29 protein-coding genes are annotated in these 25820 nt (G+C 64.1%); 11 read left to right on the top strand and 18 right to left on the bottom strand.

Annotated elements, in window-relative coordinates:
* Positions 1-69: 69 nt before the first annotated feature.
* Positions 70-939 (bottom strand): prolipoprotein diacylglyceryl transferase, encoded by an 870-nt coding sequence (gene lgt, locus RMO18_RS04570; protein ID WP_309664203.1) that lies wholly within the window; start codon positions 937-939, stop codon positions 70-72.
* Positions 940-1090: 151 nt separating this feature from the next.
* On the opposite strand from lgt, the gene RMO18_RS04565 reads away from it, so the two are divergent.
* Together RMO18_RS04565 and RMO18_RS04560 are read left to right on the top strand one after the other, a co-directional pair.
* The gene (locus tag RMO18_RS04565) at positions 1091-1348 is read left to right on the top strand and encodes an accessory factor UbiK family protein (RefSeq protein WP_309664202.1); all 258 of its coding nucleotides are present in this window, start codon (positions 1091-1093) and stop codon (positions 1346-1348) included.
* 99 nt (positions 1349-1447) lie between these two features.
* Entirely contained in the window at positions 1448-1927 is a 480-nt protein-coding gene (locus RMO18_RS04560) for a VOC family protein (protein WP_309664200.1), read from the top strand.
* A 5-nt stretch (positions 1928-1932) separates the two neighbouring features.
* Here RMO18_RS04560 and RMO18_RS04555 read toward each other — a convergent pair whose 3' ends face one another.
* The 16 genes from RMO18_RS04555 to RMO18_RS04480 all read right to left on the bottom strand — a co-directional run bounded on the left by RMO18_RS04555 (position 1933) and on the right by RMO18_RS04480 (position 16245).
* A complete protein-coding gene (locus RMO18_RS04555; RefSeq protein ID WP_309664198.1) occupies positions 1933-2691 on the bottom strand; it encodes a TIGR02186 family protein in 759 nt (252 codons plus the stop codon).
* On the bottom strand, positions 2688-3608 hold the full coding sequence (locus RMO18_RS04550; RefSeq protein ID WP_309664196.1) for a sulfite exporter TauE/SafE family protein: 921 nt from the start codon (positions 3606-3608) through the stop codon (positions 2688-2690). Before RMO18_RS04550 ends, RMO18_RS04555 begins: the two co-directional genes overlap by 4 nt.
* Before the next feature lie 85 nt (positions 3609-3693).
* Entirely contained in the window at positions 3694-4497 is an 804-nt protein-coding gene (locus RMO18_RS04545) for a purine-nucleoside phosphorylase (protein WP_309664195.1), read from the bottom strand.
* An 84-nt stretch (positions 4498-4581) separates the two neighbouring features.
* Positions 4582-5550, bottom strand: coding sequence for an ABC transporter permease (locus RMO18_RS04540; protein ID WP_309664194.1), 969 nt, complete (start codon positions 5548-5550; stop codon positions 4582-4584).
* On the bottom strand, positions 5550-6650 hold the full coding sequence (locus RMO18_RS04535; protein ID WP_309664192.1) for an ABC transporter permease: 1101 nt from the start codon (positions 6648-6650) through the stop codon (positions 5550-5552). Before RMO18_RS04535 ends, RMO18_RS04540 begins: the two co-directional genes overlap by 1 nt.
* The gene (locus RMO18_RS04530; RefSeq protein WP_309664191.1) at positions 6650-8191 is read right to left on the bottom strand and encodes an ABC transporter ATP-binding protein; all 1542 of its coding nucleotides are present in this window, start codon (positions 8189-8191) and stop codon (positions 6650-6652) included. Before RMO18_RS04530 ends, RMO18_RS04535 begins: the two co-directional genes overlap by 1 nt.
* A gap of 124 nt (positions 8192-8315) precedes the next feature.
* On the bottom strand, positions 8316-9311 hold the full coding sequence (locus tag RMO18_RS04525) for a BMP family ABC transporter substrate-binding protein (RefSeq protein ID WP_309664190.1): 996 nt from the start codon (positions 9309-9311) through the stop codon (positions 8316-8318).
* A gap of 147 nt (positions 9312-9458) precedes the next feature.
* Complete coding sequence (locus tag RMO18_RS04520; protein WP_309664189.1) at positions 9459-9881, bottom strand: GNAT family N-acetyltransferase; 423 nt, start codon at positions 9879-9881, stop codon at positions 9459-9461.
* Between the two features lie 11 nt (positions 9882-9892).
* A complete protein-coding gene (gene tsaB / locus RMO18_RS04515) occupies positions 9893-10510 on the bottom strand; it encodes a tRNA (adenosine(37)-N6)-threonylcarbamoyltransferase complex dimerization subunit type 1 TsaB (RefSeq protein ID WP_309664188.1) in 618 nt (205 codons plus the stop codon).
* Positions 10500-11063 carry a NifU family protein gene (locus RMO18_RS04510; RefSeq protein ID WP_309664187.1) on the bottom strand — a complete coding sequence of 188 codons (564 nt, stop codon included), beginning with the start codon at positions 11061-11063 and terminating at the stop codon, positions 10500-10502. The genes tsaB and RMO18_RS04510 overlap by 11 nt, the downstream gene beginning before the upstream one ends.
* 75 nt (positions 11064-11138) lie before the next feature.
* Entirely contained in the window at positions 11139-11504 is a 366-nt protein-coding gene (locus RMO18_RS04505) for a diacylglycerol kinase (RefSeq protein WP_309664185.1), read from the bottom strand.
* A gap of 3 nt (positions 11505-11507) precedes the next feature.
* Positions 11508-13151 carry a phosphoethanolamine--lipid A transferase gene (locus tag RMO18_RS04500; RefSeq protein ID WP_309664183.1) on the bottom strand — a complete coding sequence of 548 codons (1644 nt, stop codon included), beginning with the start codon at positions 13149-13151 and terminating at the stop codon, positions 11508-11510.
* A 342-nt stretch (positions 13152-13493) separates the two neighbouring features.
* Positions 13494-13949, bottom strand: a complete 456-nt coding sequence (locus tag RMO18_RS04495; protein ID WP_309664182.1) for a universal stress protein — start codon at positions 13947-13949, stop codon at positions 13494-13496.
* A gap of 55 nt (positions 13950-14004) precedes the next feature.
* Positions 14005-15324 carry an MATE family efflux transporter gene (locus tag RMO18_RS04490; RefSeq protein ID WP_309664181.1) on the bottom strand — a complete coding sequence of 440 codons (1320 nt, stop codon included), beginning with the start codon at positions 15322-15324 and terminating at the stop codon, positions 14005-14007.
* Between the two features lie 13 nt (positions 15325-15337).
* Positions 15338-15823 carry a PaaI family thioesterase gene (locus RMO18_RS04485; protein WP_309664180.1) on the bottom strand — a complete coding sequence of 162 codons (486 nt, stop codon included), beginning with the start codon at positions 15821-15823 and terminating at the stop codon, positions 15338-15340.
* On the bottom strand, positions 15820-16245 hold the full coding sequence (locus RMO18_RS04480; RefSeq protein WP_309664179.1) for a PaaI family thioesterase: 426 nt from the start codon (positions 16243-16245) through the stop codon (positions 15820-15822). The genes RMO18_RS04485 and RMO18_RS04480 overlap by 4 nt, the downstream gene beginning before the upstream one ends.
* 111 nt (positions 16246-16356) lie before the next feature.
* Here RMO18_RS04480 and RMO18_RS04475 point away from each other — a divergent pair, with 111 nt between their 5' ends.
* The 9 genes from RMO18_RS04475 (at position 16357) to RMO18_RS04435 (ending at position 24991) form a co-directional block, all read left to right on the top strand.
* Positions 16357-16740 carry a MerR family DNA-binding transcriptional regulator gene (locus RMO18_RS04475; protein WP_309664177.1) on the top strand — a complete coding sequence of 128 codons (384 nt, stop codon included), beginning with the start codon at positions 16357-16359 and terminating at the stop codon, positions 16738-16740.
* Between the two features lie 122 nt (positions 16741-16862).
* Positions 16863-17258: a MerR family DNA-binding transcriptional regulator gene (locus RMO18_RS04470; RefSeq protein ID WP_309664176.1), complete on the top strand. Its 396-nt coding sequence runs from the start codon at positions 16863-16865 to the stop codon at positions 17256-17258.
* A 58-nt stretch (positions 17259-17316) separates the two neighbouring features.
* Entirely contained in the window at positions 17317-19092 is a 1776-nt protein-coding gene (locus RMO18_RS04465) for an acyl-CoA dehydrogenase C-terminal domain-containing protein (RefSeq protein WP_309664175.1), read from the top strand.
* A gap of 27 nt (positions 19093-19119) precedes the next feature.
* Entirely contained in the window at positions 19120-19332 is a 213-nt protein-coding gene (locus RMO18_RS04460; RefSeq protein ID WP_309664174.1) for a hypothetical protein, read from the top strand.
* 25 nt (positions 19333-19357) lie between these two features.
* Entirely contained in the window at positions 19358-19993 is a 636-nt protein-coding gene (locus RMO18_RS04455) for a glutathione S-transferase family protein (RefSeq protein WP_309664173.1), read from the top strand.
* A 9-nt stretch (positions 19994-20002) separates the two neighbouring features.
* Positions 20003-21214, top strand: coding sequence for an acetyl-CoA C-acetyltransferase (locus RMO18_RS04450; RefSeq protein ID WP_309664171.1), 1212 nt, complete (start codon positions 20003-20005; stop codon positions 21212-21214).
* Positions 21215-21363: 149 nt separating this feature from the next.
* Complete coding sequence (locus RMO18_RS04445) at positions 21364-21834, top strand: cupin domain-containing protein (protein WP_309664170.1); 471 nt, start codon at positions 21364-21366, stop codon at positions 21832-21834.
* Complete coding sequence (locus RMO18_RS04440) at positions 21831-22805, top strand: cupin domain-containing protein (protein WP_309664169.1); 975 nt, start codon at positions 21831-21833, stop codon at positions 22803-22805. Before RMO18_RS04445 ends, RMO18_RS04440 begins: the two co-directional genes overlap by 4 nt.
* Positions 22802-24991 carry an FAD-dependent oxidoreductase gene (locus RMO18_RS04435; RefSeq protein WP_309664167.1) on the top strand — a complete coding sequence of 730 codons (2190 nt, stop codon included), beginning with the start codon at positions 22802-22804 and terminating at the stop codon, positions 24989-24991. The genes RMO18_RS04440 and RMO18_RS04435 overlap by 4 nt, the downstream gene beginning before the upstream one ends.
* Positions 24992-25119: 128 nt before the next feature.
* Here RMO18_RS04435 and RMO18_RS04430 read toward each other — a convergent pair whose 3' ends face one another.
* Positions 25120-25779: a sulfotransferase family 2 domain-containing protein gene (locus RMO18_RS04430; RefSeq protein ID WP_309664204.1), complete on the bottom strand. Its 660-nt coding sequence runs from the start codon at positions 25777-25779 to the stop codon at positions 25120-25122.
* Positions 25780-25820: the final 41 nt, after the last annotated feature.

Genomic DNA, 25820 nt, shown 5'->3' with positions numbered 1-25820 from the left:
CCATATACTCGGCCACCGTGATCGGCCCGGTGGCCGCGATCCGTGCGGCAAGCATGTCGCCAAGAACGGTCATGCGCTACGGCGGCGCGCCAGAAACCACAGGCCCGCCAGTATCATCGGCAGCGACAGGATCTGCCCCATCGTCAGCCCCCAGCCGCCGATGTGCAGTGCAAGACCCAGCGGGTTGCCGTCGCTGATAAACTGCGCATCGGGTTGGCGCACGAACTCCACCGCGAACCGCGCTGCACCATACCCCGCCAGAAACACCCCCAAAAGCCCGCCCGGCCGCTTGAACCAGCCCCGCCGCCAGCCCAGCCACAGCAGCACCGCGCCCAGCACCAGCCCCTCCAGCGCCGCCTCGTACAGCTGGCTTGGATGGCGCGCACAAATCCCTACAACCCCCGCGCAGGTCTGCGCCGCTTCGCCCGGAAACGCCACGCCCCAGGGCAGGTCGGTCGGTCGCCCCCACAGCTCGGCATTGATGAAATTGGCAATCCGCCCCAACAGCAAGCCCGTCGGTGCAGCAACCGCCATCAGATCGGCGGCCTGCAGCAGCGGAATCTTTTCCAGACGGCAGAACATCAGCCCTGCGATGATCACCCCGGCAAAGCCGCCATGAAACGACATGCCGCCGTTCCAGACCTGCAAGATCTGCCACGGCGCATTGGCAATCATCGCCGGATCGTAGAACAGCACATAGCCCAACCGGCCGCCAAGAATGACACCAAAGATCACCCAGGTCAGCAACCGCTCCACCTGATCGGCCGTCATCGGTGCCGGTCCGGCCCACAGCTGCGGGGTCTGCACCGCCCGTGTGACCAGCCGCCAGCCGATCAGCAGGCCAACGATATAGGCCAGCGCATACCAGCGCAGTGCCAGGGTAAAGCCGAAAACCTCAAAGCTGAAAATGGCCGGGGAAATGTCTGGAAACGCGATCATGGCGGGCTTTCTCAAGGATGCCCGGTTGTCGCGGGCGCGGGGGGCGATGTCAACTCTGCCCCGGGCGGCTTGGCCAGCCCGTGCCACTTCGCCACCTTGTGAAACACCCGTGCCGGACCATATAAGAGGCAAGCTGAAAAGGACGCCGCACATGACAACGCCCAACAAGTTCTTCGATGATGTAAGCCAGCTGATGACCAACGCCATGGGCGTGGCTCAAGGCGCCAAGACCGAGGCGGAAACCGCGATGAAAGGCTTCATCGACCGCTGGATGTCGGACCGCAATTTCGTGACGCGCGAAGAATTCGACGCCGCCCGCGCCATGGCGCAAAAGGCCCGCGAAGAAAACGCAGCCCTTGAGGCGCGCATAGCAGCGCTTGAGGCGTCACTGGCCAAGAAGAAGGGCTGATCCTGCCCGCTTTGCACGGATACTGTGCATTTGCATGAGTAGAAAGGCTGTCTACTATTGCTTATGTGCAATCTTGAAGCAAAGCGAAAAGGCAGTGCCATGACCATCCATCCCGAAACCCGCGTGGGGCACGTCCACCTGAAGGTGGCAGATCTTGACCGCGCGATTGCCTTCTACTCCGGCATCCTCGGGTTCGAGGTGACGCAGCGCTATGGCGCTCAGGCGGCTTTTCTGTCGGCGGGCGGCTATCACCACCATCTCGGCCTCAACACTTGGGAAAGCCGTGGCTCCACCCCGCCGCCTGCGGGCCATACCGGGCTGTACCACACCGCATTTCTGTTCCCCGACCGCAAGGCACTGGGCCAGGTGCTAAAGCGGCTGGCAGATGCAGGCTGGCCGCTTGACGGTGCCGCAGATCATGGCGTGTCCGAGGCGGTCTATCTGACCGACCCCGATGGCAACGGGGTGGAACTGTACCGCGACCGCGCCGAAGCCGACTGGCCGCGCGCGCCTGATGGCACGCTGGCGATGACCAACTCCCGGCTTGATGTGGCAGCGATCATCGCCGAAGCGGATTAGGCCCGTCAGATCCTGATGAACCGGAACGCTGCTGATGCGCCCCACCCGGCCATGCCCGCAAGCAACAGTGACAGCAGTCCGTACAGCAGCGGCTGTTCGTGGGCCATGGTAAAGATGAACCGCTCCAACCCTTCCTTGCGCACGCCGATCACCCGGCTTTGTTCGGCCACCACCCGGCCATCGCGCAGCAGGAACAGGCGGACCTTGTAGTCGCCTTCAGTCAGGTTGGCGGGCAACACCACGTCGGTGCGAAACAGCGTGTCCTCGGTCAATTCGACGCGGTTTTCCAGCACCCGGTAGCGATCTTCGTTGGTCCGCACCCGCAGCATCGCCAGCACGAACTGGCCCGACTCTGCCGCCTCATCGGTAATGCCCACGGCCCGGATCACCCGTTCGATACTGATCTGGCGGCGCAGGTTCTCGGTATCGCTCAGAATCTCGTGCAATGGCCCGGTCGTGGCCACGGCATAAAAGCTGGGCGCGGAATCCACCGTCACTTCGGCATTGTTCACCCAGATGCCGAACACCCGGTCCTTGCGCCGCACCGTCACCGGCGTGGCGGGGCCCTCGACGGTGATGATCACCTCCAGCGGCGCGCCCTCGGGCACCGGTGTTTCACGCTTGACCGCGCCATAGATCAGGATCTCCGACCCGTCGAAATCGGCGGTGATCGACACCCGGTTCTGGCTCAGGCCCGACACGATGCTTTCGTCGGCCCGCACCATCCCGGCGCACAGCAGCAAGGGGATCAGCAGGCGGATCATGGCAGCACCCCCGCCGTTACCGTGTACAATTCTGCCGGGCGCACCAAGAGGTCCACCGCGATCCGCATCGACACCGCCAGCACCAGCAGTGACAACAGGATGCGCAACTGTTCCGCCTTGAGCCGCACCCCAACCCGCGCGCCGATCTGCGCGCCGATCACCCCGCCAAAGATCAACAACAGCGCCAGCAGCATGTCGACCGACTGGTTGGTGACGGCATGCATCACGGTGGTGAAAGCCGTGACAAAGATGATCTGGAACAACGACGTGCCGATCACCACCTTGGTCGGCATGCCCAACAGGTAGATCATCGCCGGCACCATGATGAAGCCGCCGCCGACCCCCATGATCGCCGCCAGAAAGCCGACAACCGCCCCCACCAGAACCGGGGGAATGACACTGATGAACAGCCCTGACGTTCGGAATTTCATCTTCAGCGGCAGCCCATGCACCCAGGAGTGCACATGGCTGCGCCGCACCGGCGTGGCACTGTTGCGCGCCCGCAGCAGGCTGCGCAGGCTTTCCTGCAGCATCATCGCGCCGATCAGGCCCAGAAACAGCACGTAAGACAGCTGCACGAACAGGTCGATCTGCCCGGCCTTGGTCATCAGCTGGAACACCCAGATCCCGCAACTTGACCCGACAATACCGCCCGCCAGCAGAACCGTGCCCATGCGGAAATCCACCGCCTTGCGCTTCACCTGCGCCAGCACGCCGGACACCGACGAGGCGACCACCTGATTGGCCCCGGTCGCCACCGCAACCGCCGGGGGCACCCCGATGAAGAACAGCAGCGGTGTGATCAGGAAACCGCCGCCCACGCCGAACATCCCCGACAGGAACCCCACGATTCCGCCAAGCCCGAGGATCAGGAAAGCATCGACCGAAACCTCGGCAATGGGCAGATAAAGTTGCATGTTCGCGGGCCCATCGGGGCTGGAAGCGGCGGTATGATCAAAGGCTTGCGCGCCTTTGGCGGCGAAGTCAAACGCGGCGGCGACCTCATCGGAGTGCGCGCAGGAATTCCCGCAGGATGCGTTCCAGATTTGCCGCACCCAAGGGGGCCATCGCCTTGGTATGCTCGTGCCCGATCTTCTCGTCGCTCAGGCCCGCCGCCATGTTGGTGATCGACGACACCGCCGCCACCCGCAGCCCCAGAAACCGCGCGAGGATGATTTCCGGCACCGTCGACATGCCCACCGCATCACCGCCGAGGCCCTTCAGCATGCGAATTTCGGCAGGTGTTTCGAACGAGGGGCCGGAATACCAGCAATAGACCCCCTCGGGCAGCGCAATGCCCAAAGTCCGCGCCGCAGCCTTGAGGCCGTCGCGCAGGGCCGGGTCATGCGCACCGGTCATCGGCACGAACCGCGCGTCGGTCTTTTCGCCGATCAGCGGGTTCAACCCGTTGTAATTGATGTGATCGCTGAGCAGCATCAGATCGCCGGGCGCAATGTCGGGGCGCATCGACCCCGCTGCGTTGGTCACGATCAGATCCGTGGCCCCCAGCGCCTTCAGCACCGTCAGCGGCAGGCGCATCGCCGCGGGATTGCCGGTCTCGTAGTAGTGTTCCCGCGCACCGAACACCGCGACGCGCACCCCTTCCAGATCGCCCACCGTCAGCATCGGTGTATGCCCCGACACGCCGACATGCGGAAAGCCGGGAAGGTCGGCATAAGGGATCGTGGTGCCGGTGACGGCCTGGCCCAGATGGCCAAGCCCCGAGCCAAGGATCAGACCCAGCCGCACCGGCGCATCACCCGCGCGGGCGCGGATCAGGGTGGCAAGGGTGGCGGCATCGGTCATCGGCGGCTCTTTTGGCTGGCGGCGAAGCGGGGGGTTTCACACCCCCCGCACCCCCCGTGGGATATTTGTGGACAGATGAAAGGCTTAGCGTTCCTTCACATAGGGTTCGCCGCCGGCACGGGGTGGGGTTGCCTTGCCGATGAAGCCCGCGAGGACCACGACGGTCAGAATGTAGGGCAGCGCATCGAGGAATGGCACGGGGATCTTGACCTGCACCACTGCCTCGACCACGTCGGGGCGCAAGGCGAGAGCCTGGAAGAATCCGAACAGGAGGCAGGCCCAAAGTGCGGCCACCGGGCGCCATTTGGCAAAGATCAGCGCGGCCAGCGCGATGTAGCCGCGCCCCGCCGTCATCTCGCGCCCGAAACCGGCTTGCAGGGCGGTGGCCATATAGGCGCCAGCGAGGCCGCAGAGCACCCCGGTGATTGCCACGGCGGCAAAGCGCAGGCCCTTGACCGACACCCCGGCGGTATCCACCGCCGCCGGGTTTTCCCCCACCGCCCGCAGGCGCAGGCCAAAGCGCGTGCGGTTCAAGACCCACCACGAGATCGGCACCAGCGCGATGGCGGTGTAAACGAGGAAGGAATGGCCCGAGATCACTTCATTATACAGCGGCCCGATGATCGGCACGTCCTTCACTGCATCGGCGAAGGGCAGGGTGATCGGCCCGAACCGCGCGTCGCCGGTCAAGGGTGGCGTCCGCCCGCCCTGCCCGAACAGCCGCTGCGCGACCAGCACGGTGATGCCCGATGACAGGAAGTTCAGTGCCACCCCGGCGATCAACTGATTGCCGCGGAAGGTGATTGAGGCCAGCCCATGGATGCCCGCCAGTACCAGCGAGGCGCCGATCCCCGCCAGCAGCCCCAGCCACACCGAGCCGGTCAGAAACGCCACCGCGCCCGATGCCATCGCGGCCATCAGCATCTTGCCTTCCAGCCCGATGTCGAAGACCCCTGCGCGTTCGGAGTAAAGCCCGGCGAGGCAGGCCAGCAGCAGCGGCGTGGCCAGCCGCAGCGTCGAGTCGAGGATTTGCAGCAGCGTTGCGTAATCCATCACGCGGCCCCCAGCTTTTGGCTGCGGAACAATCCGAACGCCTTGGTCAGCAGCATCCGCACCATCATGTCCAAGGCCCCGGTGAACAGGATCACCAGCCCCTGCACTACGATCCGCATCTCGATCGGGATCGACGTCCACAGGCCCAGTTCCGCCCCGCCCTGGTAGAGAAACCCGAACAACAGCGCCGCCAGCACCACACCAACCGGATGGTTGCGCCCCATCAGCGCCACCGCGATGCCGATGAACCCCGCCCCCTCGGCCGAGTTTTGCAAGAGCCGCTCCGCCTCGCCCATCACGTTGTTCACGCTCATCATTCCGGCCAATGCACCGGACAGGATCATCGTGACCAGGATGATCTTGGTCGGGTTGATGCCCGCATATTTCGCCGCCGCCTCGGATTTGCCAAAGGCGCGGATCTGATAGCCAAGCCGCGTGCGCCACAGGATCGCCCAGACCACGACGGCCATCACCAGCGCGATGAACAGCGTCACGTTGGCCGGCACCGGCTTGGTGAAAAACAGGTTGAAGCCAGGGATCATGTCCAGTGTCGGCAGTTTGGCACCTTCGGGGAACCGCGCGGTCGCCGGGTCCATCTGGCCCGCCGGGCGCAGCACGTCAACCAACAGATAGACGATCAGCGCCGAGGCGATGTAGTTGAACATGATCGTGGTGATCACGATATGGCTGCCGCGCTTGGCCTGCAGATAGGCCGGGATCGCCGCCCACACCGCGCCGAACGCCGCCGCCCCCAGCGTGGCCGCCAACAGCGCCAGCGTCCAGTGCGGCCAATCCAGCGACAGGCAGACCAGCGCCACGCCCAAGCCCCCCAGTTGCGCCTGCCCCTCGCCGCCAATGTTGAACAGGCCCGCATGAAACGCCATCGTCACCGCCAACCCGGTGAAGATGAAGCTGGTGGTGTAATACAGCGTATAGCCCCAGCCATAGGCCGAGCCGAGCGCACCCTCGACCATCACGTTGATCGCCTCGACCGGGCTTTGCCCGATGGCCAGCAGCACCAGGGCCGAGATGATTGCGGCCAGCAACAGGCTGATCAGCGGAACCAGGGCGACATCCGCCCAACGCGGCAAACGGTCCATCAGGCGGCCCCTTTTTCGGCGATACCCGCCATCAACAACCCCAGTTCCCGCTCATTCGTCACCTCCGGGTCGCGAAAGCCCATCAGCTGGCCGTCGAACATCACCGCGATGCGGTCGGACAGCGACATGATCTCGTCCAGCTCCACGCTGACCAGCAAGATCGCCTTGCCCGCGTCGCGCAGCGCCACGATCTGGTTGTGAATGAATTCGATCGCCCCGATATCCACCCCCCGCGTCGGCTGGCCGATCAGCAGAAGGTCGGGGTTGCGCTCCATTTCCCGCGCCACCACGATCTTTTGCTGGTTACCGCCGGAATAGCTTTTCGCTGGCTGCCAGCAGTCCGGTGGCCGCACGTGATTGGTCTTCATTTTCGCCTGCGTGTCGGCGCGCAGCGCGTCATTGTCCATGAACAGCGCGTTCTTTTGATACTTCGGATCGTTGAAATACCCAAAAGCCACGTTTTCCCATGCGGTGAAATCCATGATCAGGCCCAGATGCTGGCGGTCCTCGGGCACATGCGCGATGCCTGCGGCCCGCCGCGCCTGCCCGTTCGCGCCAGCGCCGGTCAACGGCAGATCCACGCCGTTCAGGGTGATCCGCCCGGTGGCCCGCGCAATTCCGCCCAGCGCCTCCAGCAATTCCGACTGGCCGTTCCCGGCCACCCCGGCGATGCCGAGAATCTCCCCCGCCCGGATCTCGAATGACACCCCCTTCAGCCGCTCCACCTTGTGCTCGTCGCGCACCCGCAGGTTCTCAACCTTCAGGACAACCGCCCCCGGCTTGGCGGGTCCCTTGGCCACCTCCAGCAGCACCTTGCGGCCCACCATAAGTTCGGCCAGCGCCTCGGGGCTGGTCTCGGACGTCTTCACCGTGCCAACCATGGTGCCGCGCCGCATCACGCTGACGTTGTCGGTCGTCTCCATGATCTCGCGCAGCTTGTGGGTGATCAGGATCACCGTCTTGCCCTGATCGCGCAACCCGCCCAGAATCCGGAACAGATGGTCCGCCTCATCCGGGGTCAGAACCCCCGTCGGCTCGTCCAGGATCAGGATATCGGCCTGCCGGTACAGCGCTTTCAGGATCTCGACCCGCTGCTGGTGGCCCACCGACAGATCCTCGATCAGGGCGTCGGGGTGCACATCCAGTTCATATTCCCGCGACAGATCGCCCAGCACCTTGCGCGCCTTGGCCAGCGAGGTGTTCAGCAGCGGCCCATCCTCGGCCCCCAGCACCACGTTCTCCAGCACGGTGAAATTCTGCACCAGCTTGAAATGCTGGAACACCATGCCGATGCCGGCGCGAATGGCGCTCTGGCTGTCGGGGATGGTGGTTGGCTGGCCGTTGATGAAGATCTGGCCCGCGTCCGCCTTGTAGAACCCGTAAAGGATGCTCATCAGCGTCGATTTGCCCGCTCCGTTTTCGCCGATGATGCCGTGGATCGTGCCGCGCGGCACCGCGATGTTGATGTCTTTGTTGGCCTGCACCGGACCGAAGGCTTTCGAGATGCCCTTCAGTTCGATGGCGAGTGTGGTGTCCGCCATGTTGCCCCCCTTGTCACCCCGTCAGCGCAAAGTGACCGCCGCTCGTCCCCGCAGCCTTTGGTCTTGGTGCAATCGTGCCGCGCCAAGGGATTGGCGCGGCACGTTGCAGTTACAGGTCAGCGGCTCAGAACGTGGCAGCCGGGCAGGTGTTGTCGGACATGTAGTCATGCACGACCAGTTCGCCCGACTTGATCTTTTCCGCCGCCGCATCGACAGCGGCCTGCATTTCCGGGGTCACCAGCGCGGCGTTGTTGTCGTCCATAGCATAGCCGACGCCTTCATTCGCCAGACCCATCACATTGATGCCGGGCTTCAGATCGACGCCTTCCTTGAACGCTTCATACACCGCGTTATCGACGCGCTTCAGCATCGAGGTCAGCACCTTGCCGGGGTGCATGTAGTTCTGGTTGCTGTCGACGCCGATCGACAGGATGCCCAGATCGGCCGCCGTCTGCAGCACACCGATGCCGGTGCCGCCAGCCGCCGCATAGATCACGTCCGCACCTTGGCTTTGCTGTGCGGTCGCCAGTTCCGCACCCTTCACCGGGTCATTCCAGGCCGCAGGGGTGGTGCCGGTCATGTTCAGAATGACTTTTGCTGCCGGATTGGCGGCAACAACGCCCTGCGCATAGCCGCAGCCGAACTTGCGGATCAGCGGAATGTCCATGCCGCCGATAAAGCCGACAGTGCCGGTCTTCGACGCAAGGCCGGCCATCATGCCAACCAGATACGAACCCTCATGCTCGTTGAAGACCACCGATTTCACGTTCGGCTGGTCGACAACCATGTCGATGATCGCAAACTTGGTGTCCGGAAAGTCAGGGGCCACCGTGTTCAGCACGTCGCCAAACGCAAAGCCGGTCATCACGACCGGATTGGCGCCGGATTCCGCCAGACGGCGCAGCGCCTGCTCGCGCTGGGCTTCGGACTGCATTTCAAGTTCCTTGAACGTGCCACCGGTCTCAGTCGCCCATTTGGTCGCGCCATTGAACGCGGCCTCGTTGAAGGATTTGTCGAACTTGCCGCCAAGGTCGAAAATGATCGCAGGCTCGGCCAGTGCGGCGCCAGCGGTCAGCGCCAGCATGGCAGTTGCGCCATAGAGGGATTTCATGAAGGTCATCGGTTGCTCCCGGTCGGATTTTGTTGCTCTTGGCCGACGGCTGCCGAAGACTCGGGGGCGCGTCGGATCGTCAGCAAACTTGGGCGGACTCCAGCGGGCCGGTCAAGGGATATTCCGCAGCCGACATGTCGTTTTTTGACCGTCCGGTCAGGTTGACCGGTCGGTTGCCGCCTTTGCAAGCAAACGTTTCAGGATCAGCGCGTCTGTGGCCCTGCCATCTGGGGCGCGATAGTAGCCGCGCCGGCGCCCGGCCTCGGCGAAGCCCATGCCGCAATACAGCGCGATTGCCGCTGCATTGCTCTCGGCCACTTCCAGAAACACGTCCTCGGCACCGCGCAGCCGCGCCTGATACAGAAACCGCGTCACCAGCCTGGCACCAATACCACGCCGCCGCGCCTGTGGGGCCACGGCAAGGGTCAGCAACTCCGCCTCGCCCGCGACTGCGCGGCCCAGCAAAAACCCCTCCGCCTCGACCAGTGCAAAGCACAGCGGGTCGCCCAGAAGGCCTGCAAACTCTGCCGCACTCCACGGCTTTGGCGTGGTGAAACACAGCGCATGCAGCGCGGCCATCTCAGCCGGGGTCACGGCAAGATCACCGGCGGCGGGTCAGATGGCGGAGCTGCATCCGCACCACGCAGATAGAACGGCGCCGGGCGCGGCTGCGGCGTCAGCGCCCGTGCCGCGCCGATCCGCGCAATGGCCTCGGCGATCACCACCGGCGACACCACCGCCCCCGGCCCGGCGGCTGAACCGGTAACCGCGCCGCTGATCTCCGCCCCCTCCGCCAGAACGGCCTCGCCTGCGCCCGCTTCGGTGAAATCCTGAACATAGACCTCGCCGCGCCGCGCATCCTCGATCACCCGGATCGGGCGCGGCAGACCATAAGCCACCGCTTCCAACCGCGTGACACCAACCGCCGGAATGCCAAGCCCCAGCGCAATGCCCCGCGCCGCAGACACCGCAATCCGCACCCCGGTGAAATTTCCGGGCCCCGTGCCCACCGCAATCGCGCGCAGGTCGGGCCAGCCGATGCCGCCCTCGGCCAGCAGCTCTTCCAGCAACGGGATCAGCCGTTCTGCCTGACCCTTTTCCATCGCCTCGGCGCGCAGGATGATGCGGTCTGGCAATAGCAAAGCGGCCGCGCACAGCGCGGCCGATGTGTCGAAGGCCAGGATCGGCAGCAAAGCGTCAGGCCGCAACAGGCCGCACTTCCAGCACTTCGGGGATGTAATGCCGCAGCAGGTTCTCGATCCCCATCTTCAGCGTCAGCGTGCTGGACGGGCAGCCCGCGCAGGCGCCCTGCATGTGCAGATACACAACACCCCGGTCAAAGCCGTGGAAGGTGATGTCGCCGCCATCCTGCGCCACGGCGGGCCGCACGCGGGTGTCCAGCAATTCCTTGATCTGGCGCACGATGTCGCCATCCTCGCCGGTATGTTCGGCATGGCCGCCACCCGCAACCTGACCACCGTCGATCACCGCCGCGCCGGATTGGTAATGCTCCATGATCGCGCCCAGAATGGCTGGCTTGATGTGCTGCCATTCAACCGCTTCGGCCTTCGTCACCGTCACGAAATCGGTGCCAAAGAACACGCCTGTCACGCCACCAGCCGCAAAGATGCGCCGCGCGAGGGGCGACTTCGCCGCCGCTTCTTCGCTGGGGAAATCGGCGGTGCCCATCTCCAGCACGGTCTGGCCGGGCAGGAACTTCAGCGTCGCAGGGTTTGGTGTGGATTCGGTCTGGATGAACATGGGGTATCTCCGACTATTCCAGTCGGATATGCGCCCGCGTACCGCCAATGTCAAGTTTGGAACCGTTCTAAACGGTCAAAGAAACACCACCCAGGCGGCATAAAGCCCGGTCGCCACCAGCATGCACATCACCGCGAACGAACCCATGTCCTTCGCATTCTTGGCAAACTCCGACCAGCCGGGGGATGCGTTGTCGACCAGCTCCTCGATCGCGGTGTTCAGCGCCTCCACCGCCAGCACGATCAGCGACAGCACCGCCAGCCCCAGAAACTCCGCCACGCTCGCCCCAACCACGGCAAACACCACCATCAGGCCCAGCAGCGCCAGCACCTCTTGCCGGAACGCCGATTCCCGCATCAGCCGCCGGGCGCCGCCAACCGAATACCCCGCCGCCGCAAAGAAATGCGCCACCCCGGTCTTGCGCGCTGGCTTTTGCGACACTGCTCAGCCCGCCAGATTGCGGCAACCCGCCGCCAGATCCAGCCCCTCGTCCCGCGCAGTGGTGGTCACATCCATCATCCCCAGAATCGTCGAGAACATGTTGTCATGGCTGACTTCATCCCCCGCCTTGGCACCCAGACAGCCCTGATCCAGCCCCAGCGCCGCCTGAAAGGCCTTGGACATCCATATCACCATCGGCACATGCGTCTGAAACTCCGGCGCCATGAAATACGGCGTGCCATGCAGATAGATGCCGCCCTCGCCCAAGGATTCCCCATGGTCCGACACGTAATACATCGCCGGAATCACCCGGTCATCCGCCGCCAACTGATCAATCACCTGCGCCAGGAAATAATCCGTAAAGGCAATCGTGTTGTCATAGGCATTCACGATCTCTTCGGTCGAACATTCGGTCAGTTCCGGCGTCTTGCAGGCGGGGGTGAACACCTCGCGCTCCGGCGGATAGCGCAGCCAGTAGCTTGGCCCGTGGCTGCCGATCGTGTGCAGCACCACAACCGTGTTTTCGGTCATCGTGTCGGCCAGATCGGCGAGCCGCTGCAGGAACACCGCGTCATTGCACTCGCCGCCGTTCTGACAATGCTCCGGCGCATCCTCCGTCACCATGAACCGCGGCTGGAACCGCGCCGCCACCGCCTTGTCGCCGGTTTGGTTGTCCCACCATTCCACCTTGAACCCGACGCGCGCCAGCACATCCAGCAGGTTCTCGTTCGACAGCCCACCCTCGTAGGAATACTGCTCTCGCGTCAGGGGCGAAAACATGCAGGGCAAGGATGTCGCCGTCGCCGTGCCGCAACTGCTGGCCTGCGCGAAATAAAGGATGTCGCGCTTGGCCAGTTCCGGGTTGGTGTCGCGCGCATAGCCGCCCAGCGACCAGTTCATCGCCCGCCCGGTTTCGCCCGCCACGATCACCATCAGCACAGGTTTCTTCGCCGCCGCCAGCAGCGGTCCCGGCTTTGCATCCGTCCCGGTCTGAACCAGCACGATATTCGCCGATTTGAACATCATCTTGGCATATTTCAGCGCCCCGGTCATCGGCGCAAGCGGCTGTACCGATCCCATAAGCTCTTTGTCGGCGCGCAGGACGGTGGAATAGCTTTTCAGGTTGGTGAACAACAACCCCACCACCAGCGCCGCCGACCCGGCGGTCACCAGCGCCCACCCCGCCAGGCCGCGCCACACCGTCGCGCGCCGGATCTGCACCCAGATCACCAAGGCGGCCGGGATCACCCCGTACAGCCCGACATGGATCAGGAATTGCGGCGTGATCAGGTGCTTGCCTTCCGCCATCGTCGTCGTGACTGCGTTCTGTATCATCTCGCGGTCGATGACCACGCCCAGGGTGTCCATGTAGAACGACGTCACCGCCGCAATCAGGATCAGCAGTACCAGCACCGGCTTTTGCGCCCGCCTGACCGCCAGCAGCGAGGTGACCAGCAGCATCAACGCCCAGACCGCCCCCGCGAATACCCAGGCGGCAATCGGTTGACCGTCAAAGATGCGGAACAGATGCCCCCAGAACGTCGTGTTGCACACTGCAATCAAGTATGTGGCGACAAGCACATTAAGGACGAATGGCGAAAGCACCGGGCGGTTGCCGGGCGCAGAAATGGGCATTGTAACACTCATGAATCTATCCTGTGACGTTTGCTACAGCTATGCGATTGGCAATCCGTGTTCAATGACTGCGCTGCATCGGTGAGTAAGCAATTGCTTACCCTGGTCATCGTACGGGTACGTCAGCCCCCAAACCATCACTGAGACTTGGTCATTGATCACACCACCGGCGCGGCCTTGGGTTGCGCCAGATGAGGCAGATCTATGTGCCATGGCACAGGTCATTTAGGTGACGACTTCGCTCCGGGCGAGCGTCACCGATTGTCTCGGACAATCCTTACCAGATCGTTAATTCCTGCCGTTAACATATTGATTTTGCTTACGCTGATACCATGTCCACGCGTGGACACGCCCTCAGGTGATGCTTTCCAGCCGTTCCTTGGACATATCCCCCGGAACGATGGTGATCGGGATCGGCAGGCTCCCCGAGGTGCGGGTCATCGCGGTGACCAGCGGCCCCGGCCCCGACTTGTCGGTCCCCGCCCCCAGGACCAGAATCCCGATCTGTTCGTCTTCCTTCACCAGCGCCAGAATCTCGTTCACCGGGTCGCCCTCGCGGATCACCAGTTCCGGGTTGACCCCCTGCTTGTCCCGCATCCACTTGGCAAAGACTTCGAAATGCGCCTCGATCCGTTCGCGCGCCTCGGCCCGCATCAGGTCGGCCACCCCCATCCAGTGCTGGTATTCCTCGGGCGGGATGATCGACAGGATGGTGACCCCGCCGCCGGTATGCGCGGCCCGAAGTGCGGCAAACCGCATCGCGTTCAGACACTCCCGACTGTCGTCCAGCACGACCAGAAACTTCCGCATGACATTCCCCTTTGACGGCGCGATCATGGCCCGGCTGGGCAGGGGATGGCAAGCCTCACGCAGCAGCCTTCGCACCGGCCTTTGCAGCCACCTTCGGGTACCGCTGCCACATCGCAACCGTCCGCGCCCCGTTCAGCACCATCAATGCCGCCCAAAGCCCGTGATTGCCAAAGGCCGGAAGCAGCACCGCCAACGCCACGGCATAAACCGCCACCGACACCAGCGTTGCGGTCAGCATGTCGCCCGTCAGCATCGCGCCGATGAAGATGCCGTCATAGACCCACGCCGCCACCCCGATCAACGGTGCCGCGATCAGCCAGGGCAGATAGTCCTGCGCCGCCAGCCGCACCTCGGGCGCCGTCGTCATCAGGTTGATGATCGCCGGCCCCGCAAGACCAAAGACGACCGCCAGCCCGACTGCGCCGCCAAACCCCCATTGCATGCACAGTAGCCCCGCCCGCCGCGTCTCCACCGCTGACCGCGCCCCAACCGCCTGCCCGATCAGTGCCTCGGCGGCAAAGGCGAACCCGTCCAGCGCATAGGCGGTGATTTCCAGAAACTGCATCAGCACCTGATTGGCCGCCAGGGTCACATCGCCGAACCGCGCCCCCAGAAACACAAAGCTGGTGAAGCACAGCTGCAACAACACCGTCCGCGCCATGATGTCCCGGCTGGCGGTGAACATGCGCCCCAGCGCCACCCGGTCGGCCAGCCGTGCCAGCGCCGCCCGCAGTACCGGGCCAAAGGCATCGCGCGCCAGCCACAGGCCCAGCGCCAGCCCGGTCCATTCCGCGATCAGCGTCGCCGCCGCCACCCCCGGCACACCCCAGCCAAGCCCGATCACGAACCACAGGTCCAACCCGATGTTCAGACCGTTTTGCCACAGCTGCAGCACCAGCACACCCCGCGTCCGCTCCAGCCCCACCAGCCATCCGGTCAGCGCATAAAGCGCAATCGTCGCCGGTGCCCCCCAGATGCGGATCGCCAGATACTGCCGCGCCAACCCCTCCACCTCGGCCGACGCGGGGGCAAGGCTGAACACCGCCCCAAACAGCGCCACTTGCGCCACCACCAGTGCCAGCCCCGCCAGCGCCCCTACGATCAGCGCCCGCAGCAGCACAGCCGACCGTTCAGCCATATCGCCAGCGCCCTGCGCCTGCGCGGCCAGACCCGATGTCGACATGCGCAAAAAGCCAAAGGCCCAGTACAGCGTCGCAAGGATCACCGCGCCAATGCCGACCGCCCCCAAAGGTGCGGCTTCGCCCAATTGGCCGATCACGGCAGTATCCACCGCCCCAAGCAGCGGCACCGTGGCGTTTGACAGCACGATCGGCCCGGCGATGCGGATCACCCGGCCATGGGTCAATCTGCTCATCAGGGCGGGGCCGTCATGCCGGGGGTGGCATCAGGAAATGCCCGGTCGCCTGCGCGAACAACCGGCTGCGGTTGTCCTGCCATGCCTCCACATGCACACTTGCATAGCGCCGCCCCGAACGGTTCACCCGGGCGCGGGCATAGGCATCACGCGGCAGGCCGGTGCGCAGGTAATCCACCGTGAAGTCGATGGTCTTGGGCAGCCGGATCGGCCCGACCGGGGCCGCCCCTTCCGCCTCCATCCCCTCCCACAGCGAAGTCCAGGCCAGCTCGATGATCGCGGCCACTTCCAGAAACGCCGCCGTCGCCCCGCCATGCAGCGCGGGCAGCATCGGGTTGCCGATCAGGCTGTCGGCAAACGGCAGGATCGCCGTCAACTCATCACCCCGCCGGTCGAACTGGATGCCCAGAAACCCGATATAGGGCACCGCCTCGACCAAGCTGCGCAACAGCGCATCGCGGCGCTGCTTGATCACCTGCACCGGTTCGGGTTGCTTCATGGCTCGCCCCGCTCGATGGTAAAAGCCCCGCTTGCCATGGCCACGGGTCGGCTTTCGTCATCATCCGTGGCCGTCGCGCGGACAAAGGCCACCGTCCGCGTCACGTGATGGCATTCGGCCCGCGCCCGGATCGTCTGGCCGGGGGTGGCCGGGCGCATGTAATCGATCCGCAGGTCCAGCGTCGCGGTGGACAGAGGCGCAGCCGGATGGCACATCACCGCAGCGCCAGAGGCCGTGTCCATCAGCGCCGACACTGCGCCACCATGGATCACACCGGTCGCCGGATCGCCGATGAAACGCGTGTCATATGGCATGGAGATAACGGCGCGGCCGGACCCAATCTCTTCCAGAGACATTCCTAGCGCGCGGCTGTGGGGCAAAGCTTGAATGAATTGGCGGGCGATGGCGTGGATATCGGGCATGGCGGCTCCTTCATGGTGCATGAAACGCCCCGGCGTGGTTAAGCGCAAGGGTGCGTCGCGCCGTTGCGCGAAGGCCTGACTGCGCCTAGGTTCGGCGTGGGAGGAAACCCCATGTCCGACACGCGGCTGACCTTCAAGGAAATGTGTGCCAAGTTCGATGTGACGCCGCGCACCCTGCGCTATTACGAATACATTGAACTTCTGGCCCCGGATCGCGATGGCCGCGCCCGTTATTACGGCCCCCGCGAAGTGGCGCGCATGACGCTGATCCTGCGCGGGCGGCGATTTGGCTTCAGTCTGGAAGAAATCCGCCAGTGGCTACTGATCTATCGCCAGAAAGGGACTGAGTCGCAGTTGCAGTACTGGCTGCAGCTGGCTGACCGGCAATTGACCGAACTTGGCCGTCAACAGCAGGAGATTGAAACCTCGATCAGCGACCTGCGCGCGCTGCGTGCCACCGCCGTTGAAGAGCTTTCCAAGTTCAAACCCGGCTGACTTCACGTCATTGCGGGAAATGACGTGACGTTACGCTGACGTTAACGTCAACTGATCTAGTAAAGCCATGTAACGGTTTGCATCTGCAAGTTCAGGTGCAATTTATCGTATGTGAGCGAGTGATGAACACGACTGATCTGATGACCATCCGCGCGATGTGTGACGCCTTTGCCGTCACGCCACGGACGCTGCGGTTTTACGAGGCGAAGGAACTGCTGAACCCGGTTCGCGAAGGGACCAAACGCTTGTTCACCCGGGCTGACAGGGCGCGGTTGACGCTGATTCTGCGCGGCAAGCGCTTTGGCTTCAGTCTGGAGGATATCCGCCAGACGCTGGACCTTTACGACCGTGATGGCACGAACGAGGCGCAGCGCCGCAAGGCCTGCGAGTTGGCACATGGGCGTTTGGCCATCATGGAGGCGCAGCGCGCCGAACTGGACGAAGCGATTGCCGAACTGCGCGCTGAACTTAGCGCAAGCGAAGCGCGCCACGAGGTGTCGCACCGCGCTGCTGAATGACGAACCGGGCCGCCGAATGAACAAGAGGGCCGCTGAATGAACAAGAGGGAATGACAGAATGCCAAGCTACACCGCCCCCGTGAAAGACATGCAGTTCCTCTTGCATAACGTCCTGCAGATCAGTGGGGCCGACATCCCTGGCTACGGCGATCTGGATGACAGCTTCACCGGCGCGGTGCTGGAAGAGGCCGCGAAGGTCGCCTCGGGTATCCTCGCCCCGCTGAATTCGGTCGGTGACCGCGAAGGCTGCGTTCTACAAAACGGCGTGGTGCGCACGCCCACCGGCTTCAAGGCGGCCTTTGATACGCTGAAACAGGGCGGCTGGACCGCGCTGGACTGCGACCCAGAATATGGCGGGCAGGGCCTGCCCTACCTGATGGGCACCGCGGTGGGCGAGATGTTCGTTTCCGCCAACATGGCCTTCAACATGTATCAGGGCCTGACCCACGGCGCCTATTCGGCGATCCATGTGCACGGCTCGCCCGACCAGAAGGCGAGGTATCTGCCCAAGATGGTCAGCTGCGACTGGACCGGCACGATGAACCTGACCGAACCGCATTGCGGCACCGACCTTGGTCTGATGCGCACCAAGGCCGAACCGCAGGCCGATGGCAGCTATCTGATCACCGGTCAGAAGATCTTCATCTCGGCTGGCGACCATGACATGGCCGACAACATCATCCATCTGGTGCTGGCCAAAGCCCCGGGCGGGGGCGAGGGGACCAAGGGCATCAGCCTGTTCATCGTGCCGAAAGTGCTGGTGAACGACGATGGCAGCCTCGGGGCGCGCAACGCGGTCACGGTTGGCAAGATCGAAGACAAGATGGGCATCCATGGCAATGCCACCTGCGTGATGAACTATGACGGCGCCACCGGCTGGCTGCTGGGCGACCTCCACAAAGGCATGCGCGCGATGTTCACCATGATGAACGAGGCGCGGCTGGGCGTCGGTCTGCAGGGCTATGCCCAGGCCGAAGCCGCCTATCAGAACGCGCTGATCTACGCCAAGGACCGCCTGCAGGGCCGCGCCGTCACCGGGGCTGAAAACCCCTCCGGCCCGGCAGATCCCTTGATCGTGCACCCCGACATCCGCCGCAACCTGATGGAACAGAAATCCTTCGTCGAAGGTGCCCGCGCCCTGACGTTCTGGGCCGCCAGTCTGATCGACCGATCGGTCCGCATGGGGGATGAGGCTGCCGAAGGCCTGGTCAGCCTGATGATCCCGGTGATCAAGGGTTTCCAGACCGACAAAGGCTTCGAGATGGCCGTCGCCGCCCAGCAGGTCTATGGCGGGCACGGCTACATCGAGGAGTGGGGCATGTCGCAATTCGCCCGCGACGCCCGCATTGCGATGATCTACGAGGGTGCCAATGGCGTGCAGGCGCTGGATCTGGTCGGCCGCAAGCTGGCGCAGGACGGGGGCAAGCATGTGATGGCGTTCTTCGAAATGGTGAAGGCCGAATGCAAACTGCATGACGGCGACGACCGGATGAAGGGCTTTGCCGACCCGCTGAAAGCCGCGTCAAAGCAGCTGCAGCAGGCCGCGATGTTCTTCATGCAGGCCGGGATGAAAAACCCCAATGCTGCACTGGCCGGGTCCTACGACTTCATGCACCTGATGGGCCATGTCTGTATGGGCCTGATGTGGACGCGAATGGCCAAGGCGGCCTACACAGCCCTCGATGCCGGCGCCAGCGACCGTGACTTTCTTGACGCCAAGATCGCCACCGGCCGCTTTTACATGGCCCGGCAACTGCCTGCTTGCGGCATGCATCTGGCCCGAATTGAAACCGGGGCTGAACCGGTCATGGCGCTCAGCCCCGAGGCGTTCTAGACTTGCCCACCGCTTGAGGAGAAGCCGATGCCGAAACGCTTTCGCCTGACCCGCCGCTTCAACGCTGCAATGACCGAAGATGGCTATCGCGCGTTAAAGCGATTTTCGGCCGAAGCCGGGCTGGAGGAGGGGGAGGCCCTGTCTTTCCTGTTCGAGAACTTCGACAGCGTCACCGACAAGGACACGCTTGGCCACCGGCTGCGGCTGTTCAACGCGGAACTGCAAGAGCGGAAACGCTAACAGGGCGCAAGTCCCCGGAGGAACCATGACGGCTCAACTCTATTGCTTTGGCGAAAGCGGCAACGCCTACAAATGCGCCCTGGCGCTGACCATGACCGATATGGAATGGGAACCCGTGTTCGTCGATTTCTTCAACGGCGAGGCGCGCACCCCCGCCTTCCGCGAGATCAACGAGATGGGCGAGGTGCCGGTCTATGTCGACGGCCCGCTGACCCTGACGCAATCCGGCGTCATCCTCGACTACATCAGCTCCAAGACCGGCAAGCTGGGGGGCCGCTCTGCCGCAGAACGGCGCGATGTGCTGCGCTGGGTGTTCTGGGACAATCACAAACTGTCCGGCCAGCTTGGCACGACGCGCTTCCTGATGAACTTCCTGCCCGAAGACAAACGCCCCGCAGGCGTGATCCCGTTTCTGCAAGGCCGCCTGAAAGCCGCCTACAAGGTGCTCAACACGCATCTGGAGGGTCGCGACTGGGTGGTGGGCGAGGCCGTCACCATCGCTGATCTGTCGTGCTGCGGCTATCTTTACTATCCCGAACCCTTCGGCTTTGACCGCGCGGAATGGCCGAACATCGACCGCTGGCTGGATCGCATCAGTGCCCTTCCCGGCTGGAAACCCCCCTATGAGATGATGCCCGGCAGCCCTGCCGACCGGGTGTGAGGAGAGAGCATGTCTGACGCCTTCATCTACGACGCCGTTCGTTCCCCCCGCGGCAAGGGTCGCCCCGACGGCGCGCTGCACGAACTGACCGCGGTGGCTCTGTCCGCCAAGGTGCTGAACGCTGTGAAAGAGCGCAACGGGCTGCAAGGCCCGGTGATCGAGGATGTGATCTGGGGCAATGTCACGCAGGTCGGCGAACAGGGCGGCTGTCTGGCGCGCTCGGCCGTGCTGCTGTCGGATCTTGACGAAGGCATCCCCGGCCTGGCGATCAACCGCTTTTGCGCCAGTGGCATGGAGGCGGTGAACCTTGCCGCCAATCAGGTCAAGGCCGGTGCAGGCCACGCCTACATCGCCGGCGGGGTGGAGATGATGGGCCGCGTGCCGATGGGGTCGGACGGCGCTGCGATTGCGGTCGATCCGACGCTGGCGATGAAGACCTACTTCGTGCCGCAAGGCATTTCCGCCGATCTTATTGCCACCGAATACGGCTTTTCCCGCGATGACGCCGATGCGCTGGCAATGGAAAGCCAGCGCCGTGCGGCAGTTGCCTGGGCCGAGGGGCGGTTTGCCAAATCGGTGCTGACAATCCGCGATCAGAACGGCCTGCCGATCCTGGCCACCGACGAATACATGCGCCCCGGCACCGACATGCAGGCGTTGGGCGCGTTGAGACCGGCCTTCAAGGAGATGGGTGAAACTATGCCCGGTTTCGACAAGGTCGCCCTGATGAAATACCCGCATCTGGAGCGGATCAACCACATCCACCACGCCGGCAACTCCTCCGGCATCGTCGATGGCGCGGCGGCCCTTCTGATCGGCGATGCCGAATTCGGCCGGGCGCATGGCCTCAAACCCCGCGCCCGGATTCGTGCCACCGCCAAGATCGGCACCGATCCGACAATCATGCTGACCGGCCCGGTCCCGGTGACCGCCAAGATCCTGCGCGACGCTGGCATGGCGATCGGCGACATCGACCTGTTCGAGGTAAACGAGGCCTTTGCATCGGTGGTGCTGCGCTTCATGCAGGCGTTCGACGTGGACCCGGCTTTGGTGAACGTGAACGGTGGGTCCATCGCCATGGGCCACCCGCTTGGTGCCACCGGGGCCATCATCATCGGCACGCTCCTGGACGAGCTGGAGCGGACGGGCAAAAGCACCGGCCTTGCGACGCTCTGCATCGCTTCGGGTATGGGGGCCGCCACGATCATCGAACTGGTGTAAGGCAATGGCCCCCACGCCGCACCTGCATGATCAAAGGGGCGCGTCATCCGCCCCGATGCCAATCGTGATCGGGTCCGAAGCCACCTTGGGCACCGGACCGGGCGCATTGCATTGCTTTCGTTCCACAAAGTCCACGAGGTTGCTCTACGATGCCAAAGCTTGATCTATCGAAAGCCCCGGTAAAATCCGACTCGATCTACCCCTCGCCCTATGCCGAAATGATGGCAGGGCGCTCGTCCGTCCGTATAGGTGATATGGGCGGCCTCACCCAGTTCGGCGTCAATCTGGTGACGCTGCAACCCGGCGCGATGTCGTCGTTGCGCCACTGGCACCTGAACGAAGACGAATTCGTCATGGTGACCGAGGGCGAATGCACGCTGGTACAGGACGCGGGCGAAACCCTGATGCGCGCCGGTGACTGCGCGGCCTTTCCCGCAGGCAACCCGGACGGCCACCATTTCATCAACCGCACCGACAGTGTCGCGCGTTTCCTGGTGGTCGGCAGCAAGGCCGCGACCGAGGTTGCCACCTATTCCGACGTCGATCTGCGGGTCGAGATGGCGGGCGGCCGCGCCCGCTTTACCTACAAGGACGGCACCGATTTCAAGGGGCCGCGATGATCATCGACCCCGCCAATGCCCCGGTCAGCGGTGAGGCGGGCCTGTCCACCCTGCACCTGTCGGTCGCAGGCGGGATCACCCAGTTCGGCACCTATATCGACACGCTGCAACCCGGCGCGTTTTCTTCGCACCGCCACTGGCACACGGCTGAGGATGAATTCATCTACGTCCTCGACGGCACCGTCACCCTGCGCGACGATGACGGGATGCACGACCTTGCCCCCGGTGATGCCGCCGCTTGGCCCCACGGCTGCCCGAACGCGCATCACCTGACCAACCGGGGCGACACGCCTTGCCGCTACATCATCATCGGCAGCCGGGCTGCGGGCGATGTCTGCCACTATCCCGACGATGGCCGCATGCAGGTGAACGGCAGCACCCGCTGGCACATGGAGGACGCGACCGGCGCAATCCTGCGGCAAAGCGATCTGCCGCCCGAACTGCTGAACCTGCCACAGCCTTGGGGCGATGCTTTCAACCCGAACGCCCCCGGCCAGCGCATCCTGCACCAAGACACCACCCCATGGACCCCCGAAGAAAACCCGGTGCACCCCGTCACCGGCCCCGGTCCCGGCCCCTATTCCGCCCGCCTGCTCAGCGATCCGGGCGGGCTGACCCAGTTCGGCGCCTTCCTTGAAGACCTGCCGCCGGGGTCGTCCTCAGGCCACCGGCACTGGCACGAGGCTGAGGACGAGATGGTCTTCATGCTGTCTGGTGAGGCGGTTCTGGTGGACGAAAACGAGACCACGCTTCACCCCGGCGACGCCGCCGCCTGGCCCGCAGGCGTGCCCATCGGCCACCGCCTCGACAACCGCGCCGACGCCCCGGTTCGCTATCTGGTGATCGACACGCGGGCCGAACGCGACATCATCCACTATACCGATCACGATCTGATCACCCACAAAGACGGCCCCACCCGGCGCTACCTGCGCCGCGACGGCTCCGAATACCTTGTCAGGAGGCAACCATGACCGATTTCACCTATGTGCTGGACACCGACGGCGTTGCCACCCTTACCTGGGACGTCACCGCAAAGTCGATGAACGTGATGAGCGAGGCAGGCTTTGCCGAGCTGAGCGGCATGATCGACACGGCCCTCGCCGATGCGGCGGTAAAGGGCATCATCCTCACCTCCGGCAAGAAGGATTTCGCCGGCGGTATGGATCTCAACGTCATCGCCCGGATGCGCGAGGGCGGTGCCGGCACGGTGTTTGACGGCGTGATGCACATCCACCAGATCCTGCGCAAGATCGAACGCGCCGGAATGGACCCCAAGACCCTGAAAGGCGGCAAGCCCATCGTCGCGGCTCTTCCGGGCACCGCACTTGGCATCGGGCTTGAACTGCCGCTGGCCTGCCACCGCATCATCGCCGCAGACAACCCAAAGGCCAAGATCGGCCTGCCGGAAATCCTTGTCGGCATCTTTCCCGGCGCGGGCGGCACCACCCGCCTTACCCGCAAGATGGGCGCGATGATGGCCGCGCCCTTCTTGCTGGAAGGCAAGCTTTCTGATCCGAAATCCGCCAAATCCGCTGGCCTGATCGACGAGGTCGTCGCCCCCGAAGATCTGCTCGGCCGCGCCAAGGAATGGGTGCTTTCGGCGACCGAGGCCGATCTGGTGAAACCTTGGGATACCAAGGGCTACAAAATGCCCGGCGGCACACCGTATAGCGCGCCCGGTTTCCCCACCTTTGTCGGTGCCAGCGCGATGGTGCTGGGCAAGACGATGGGCGTCTATCCTGCGGCCAAGGCATTGCTGGCCGCAGTCTATGAAGGCGCGCTTGTCCCCTTCGATCTGGCGTTGAAGATCGAGGCGCGGCATTTCACCTCTGTCCTGATGAACCCCTCGTCAACCGCGATGATCCGCAGCCTGTTCATCAACAAGGAGGCGCTGGAAAAAGGCGCCAACCGGCCTGCCGTTCCCGACCAGTCGGTCACTTCGGTGGGCGTGATCGGCGCGGGCATGATGGGGGCCGGTATCGCCTATGTGGCAGCCAATGCTGGCCTGTCGGTCGTGCTGATCGACGCCACGCAAGAGGCCGCAGATCGTGGCAAGGCCCATTCCGAGGGGCTGCTGGACAAGGGCATCCAGCGCCGCAAGGTCACCCCTGAAAAGAAGGCCGAAGTGCTGGCCCGCATCATTGCCACCACCGATTACGCCGCCCTTTCCGGCTGCGATCTGATCGTCGAGGCGGTGTTCGAAGACCCGAAGATCAAGGCCGAAGTCACCGCCAAGGTCGAGGCCGCAACCGGCGCGGACTGCATCTTTGCGACCAACACCTCTACCCTGCCGATCTCGGGTCTTGCCAAGGCCAGCGTGCGGGCCGACCAGTTCATCGGCATCCACTTCTTCTCGCCCGTCGACAAGATGAACCTGGTGGAGATCATTCGCGGCAAGGCCACCGGTGACCGCGCCGTCGCCAAGGCGCTGGATTTCGTCCGCCAGATCCGCAAGACCCCCATCGTGGTCAACGACGCGCGGTTCTTCTACGCCAACCGCTGCATCATTCCCTACATCAACGAAGGCATCCGCATGGTCGCCGAAGGGGTGGAACCGGCGCTGATCGAAAACGCGGCCAAGCTGGTCGGCATGCCGCTCGGCCCGCTGCAACTGGTGGACGAAACCTCCATCGACCTCGGGGTGAAAATCGCCAAGGCGACGAAGGCCGCGATGGGCGATGCCTATCCCGACGGTGCGGTGGACGAGGTGTTGTTCTGGATGGCCGATCAGGGCCGCATGGGCAAGAAATCCAACGCGGGCTTTTACGCCTATGATGCCGCGGGCAAGCGCGAAGGTTTGTGGGACGGGCTCGACGCCCGCTTTCCACAGGCAGATGTGCAACCCGGCCTCGGCGAGGTTCAGCAACGCCTGTTGATGGCACAGGTGCTGGAGGCGGTTCGTGCGCTGGAAGAAGGTGTCCTGACCGACATCCGCGAAGGCGATGTGGGCGCCATCCTTGGCTGGGGCTTTGCGCCATGGTCAGGTGGGCCGTTTGGCTGGCTCGATATCCTTGGTACCGGTCGCGCGGTGGAAATCTGCCAGGACCTTACCGCCCGCCACGGCGCGCGGTTCACCACGCCGGCCCTGCTGGCGGAAATGGCGGCAAAGGGTGACAGCTTCTACGCCCGCTTTGGCGCGCAGAAAAAAGCAGCCTGACCGCTGCGTCTGCGTCCGATTCTGCGGTCTTGGTTAACGCTTGCTGATCTCTACGCGCGTGTAGACGGAATGAAGACGCAGTGAAGACGCGGCCCAACGGTGAAATCCCCACCGTTAAGGCCGCGTTCTCATGGGGTTAGGGGATCAAACCGATAGCCGAACCGCCCTATGTCGGTGTGGCACAGATCAGCCACCAGCGCTGCATCGGGGTCGCTGAAATACGGCCGCCAGTCCGCCCCCCGCACCGATGGATTGGCGCGGGGCAGCGGCAGGCGAAAGCCAAGCTGCGCCTCGAACGGTGCGATGTCTTCGGAATAGGCCTCAAGGCGGACAAACAGGCTTGGTTTCTCGGACCCGTCGCTGCGCCGCAGATAGGCGTCATATGGCCACAGCCGCAGGCTAGTCCGGGTCTGCGGATGGTTCAGAAATCCTGTGAAATCATGGGCTTTCGCCAGACCGACCGCCGGATGGGCAAAGCTTTGCAGCCGCAGCCAGTGATAGTAGCTGACGGCCCGGTCCCACGGGTTACGCACCATCGCAAGGGTCGTCAGGCCGTCGATCTCGGCTTCTGTCACCAGCCCGACGATGTCGCAAAGGGTGGAATGCTTCCACAACCGCCCAGCGGTTTTCACCCCCCGCAGCCGCCCCTTACGCGCCCGCGCCTTGGGCGTGTCGGCGATCAGGATGTCGTCCTTCAACGCCCGCGCCTCATAGGCCAGCGTGAACGCGGTGCCCCCGGTCTTGGGGATGTGGACGAACAGAAATCCCCGCCCCCGCGACACGATCATTCCGTCCTCACACCCGGTTCGGCGGATCGCGCCCTTCCAAC

Origin of the sequence: Tabrizicola sp. (assembly GCF_031377265.1) — a bacterium.
Lineage (GTDB): Bacteria > Pseudomonadota > Alphaproteobacteria > Rhodobacterales > Rhodobacteraceae > JAUYQR01.
Note: the sequence above shows the minus strand (reverse complement) of the source record. Positions and strands in the feature narration are given on the sequence as shown.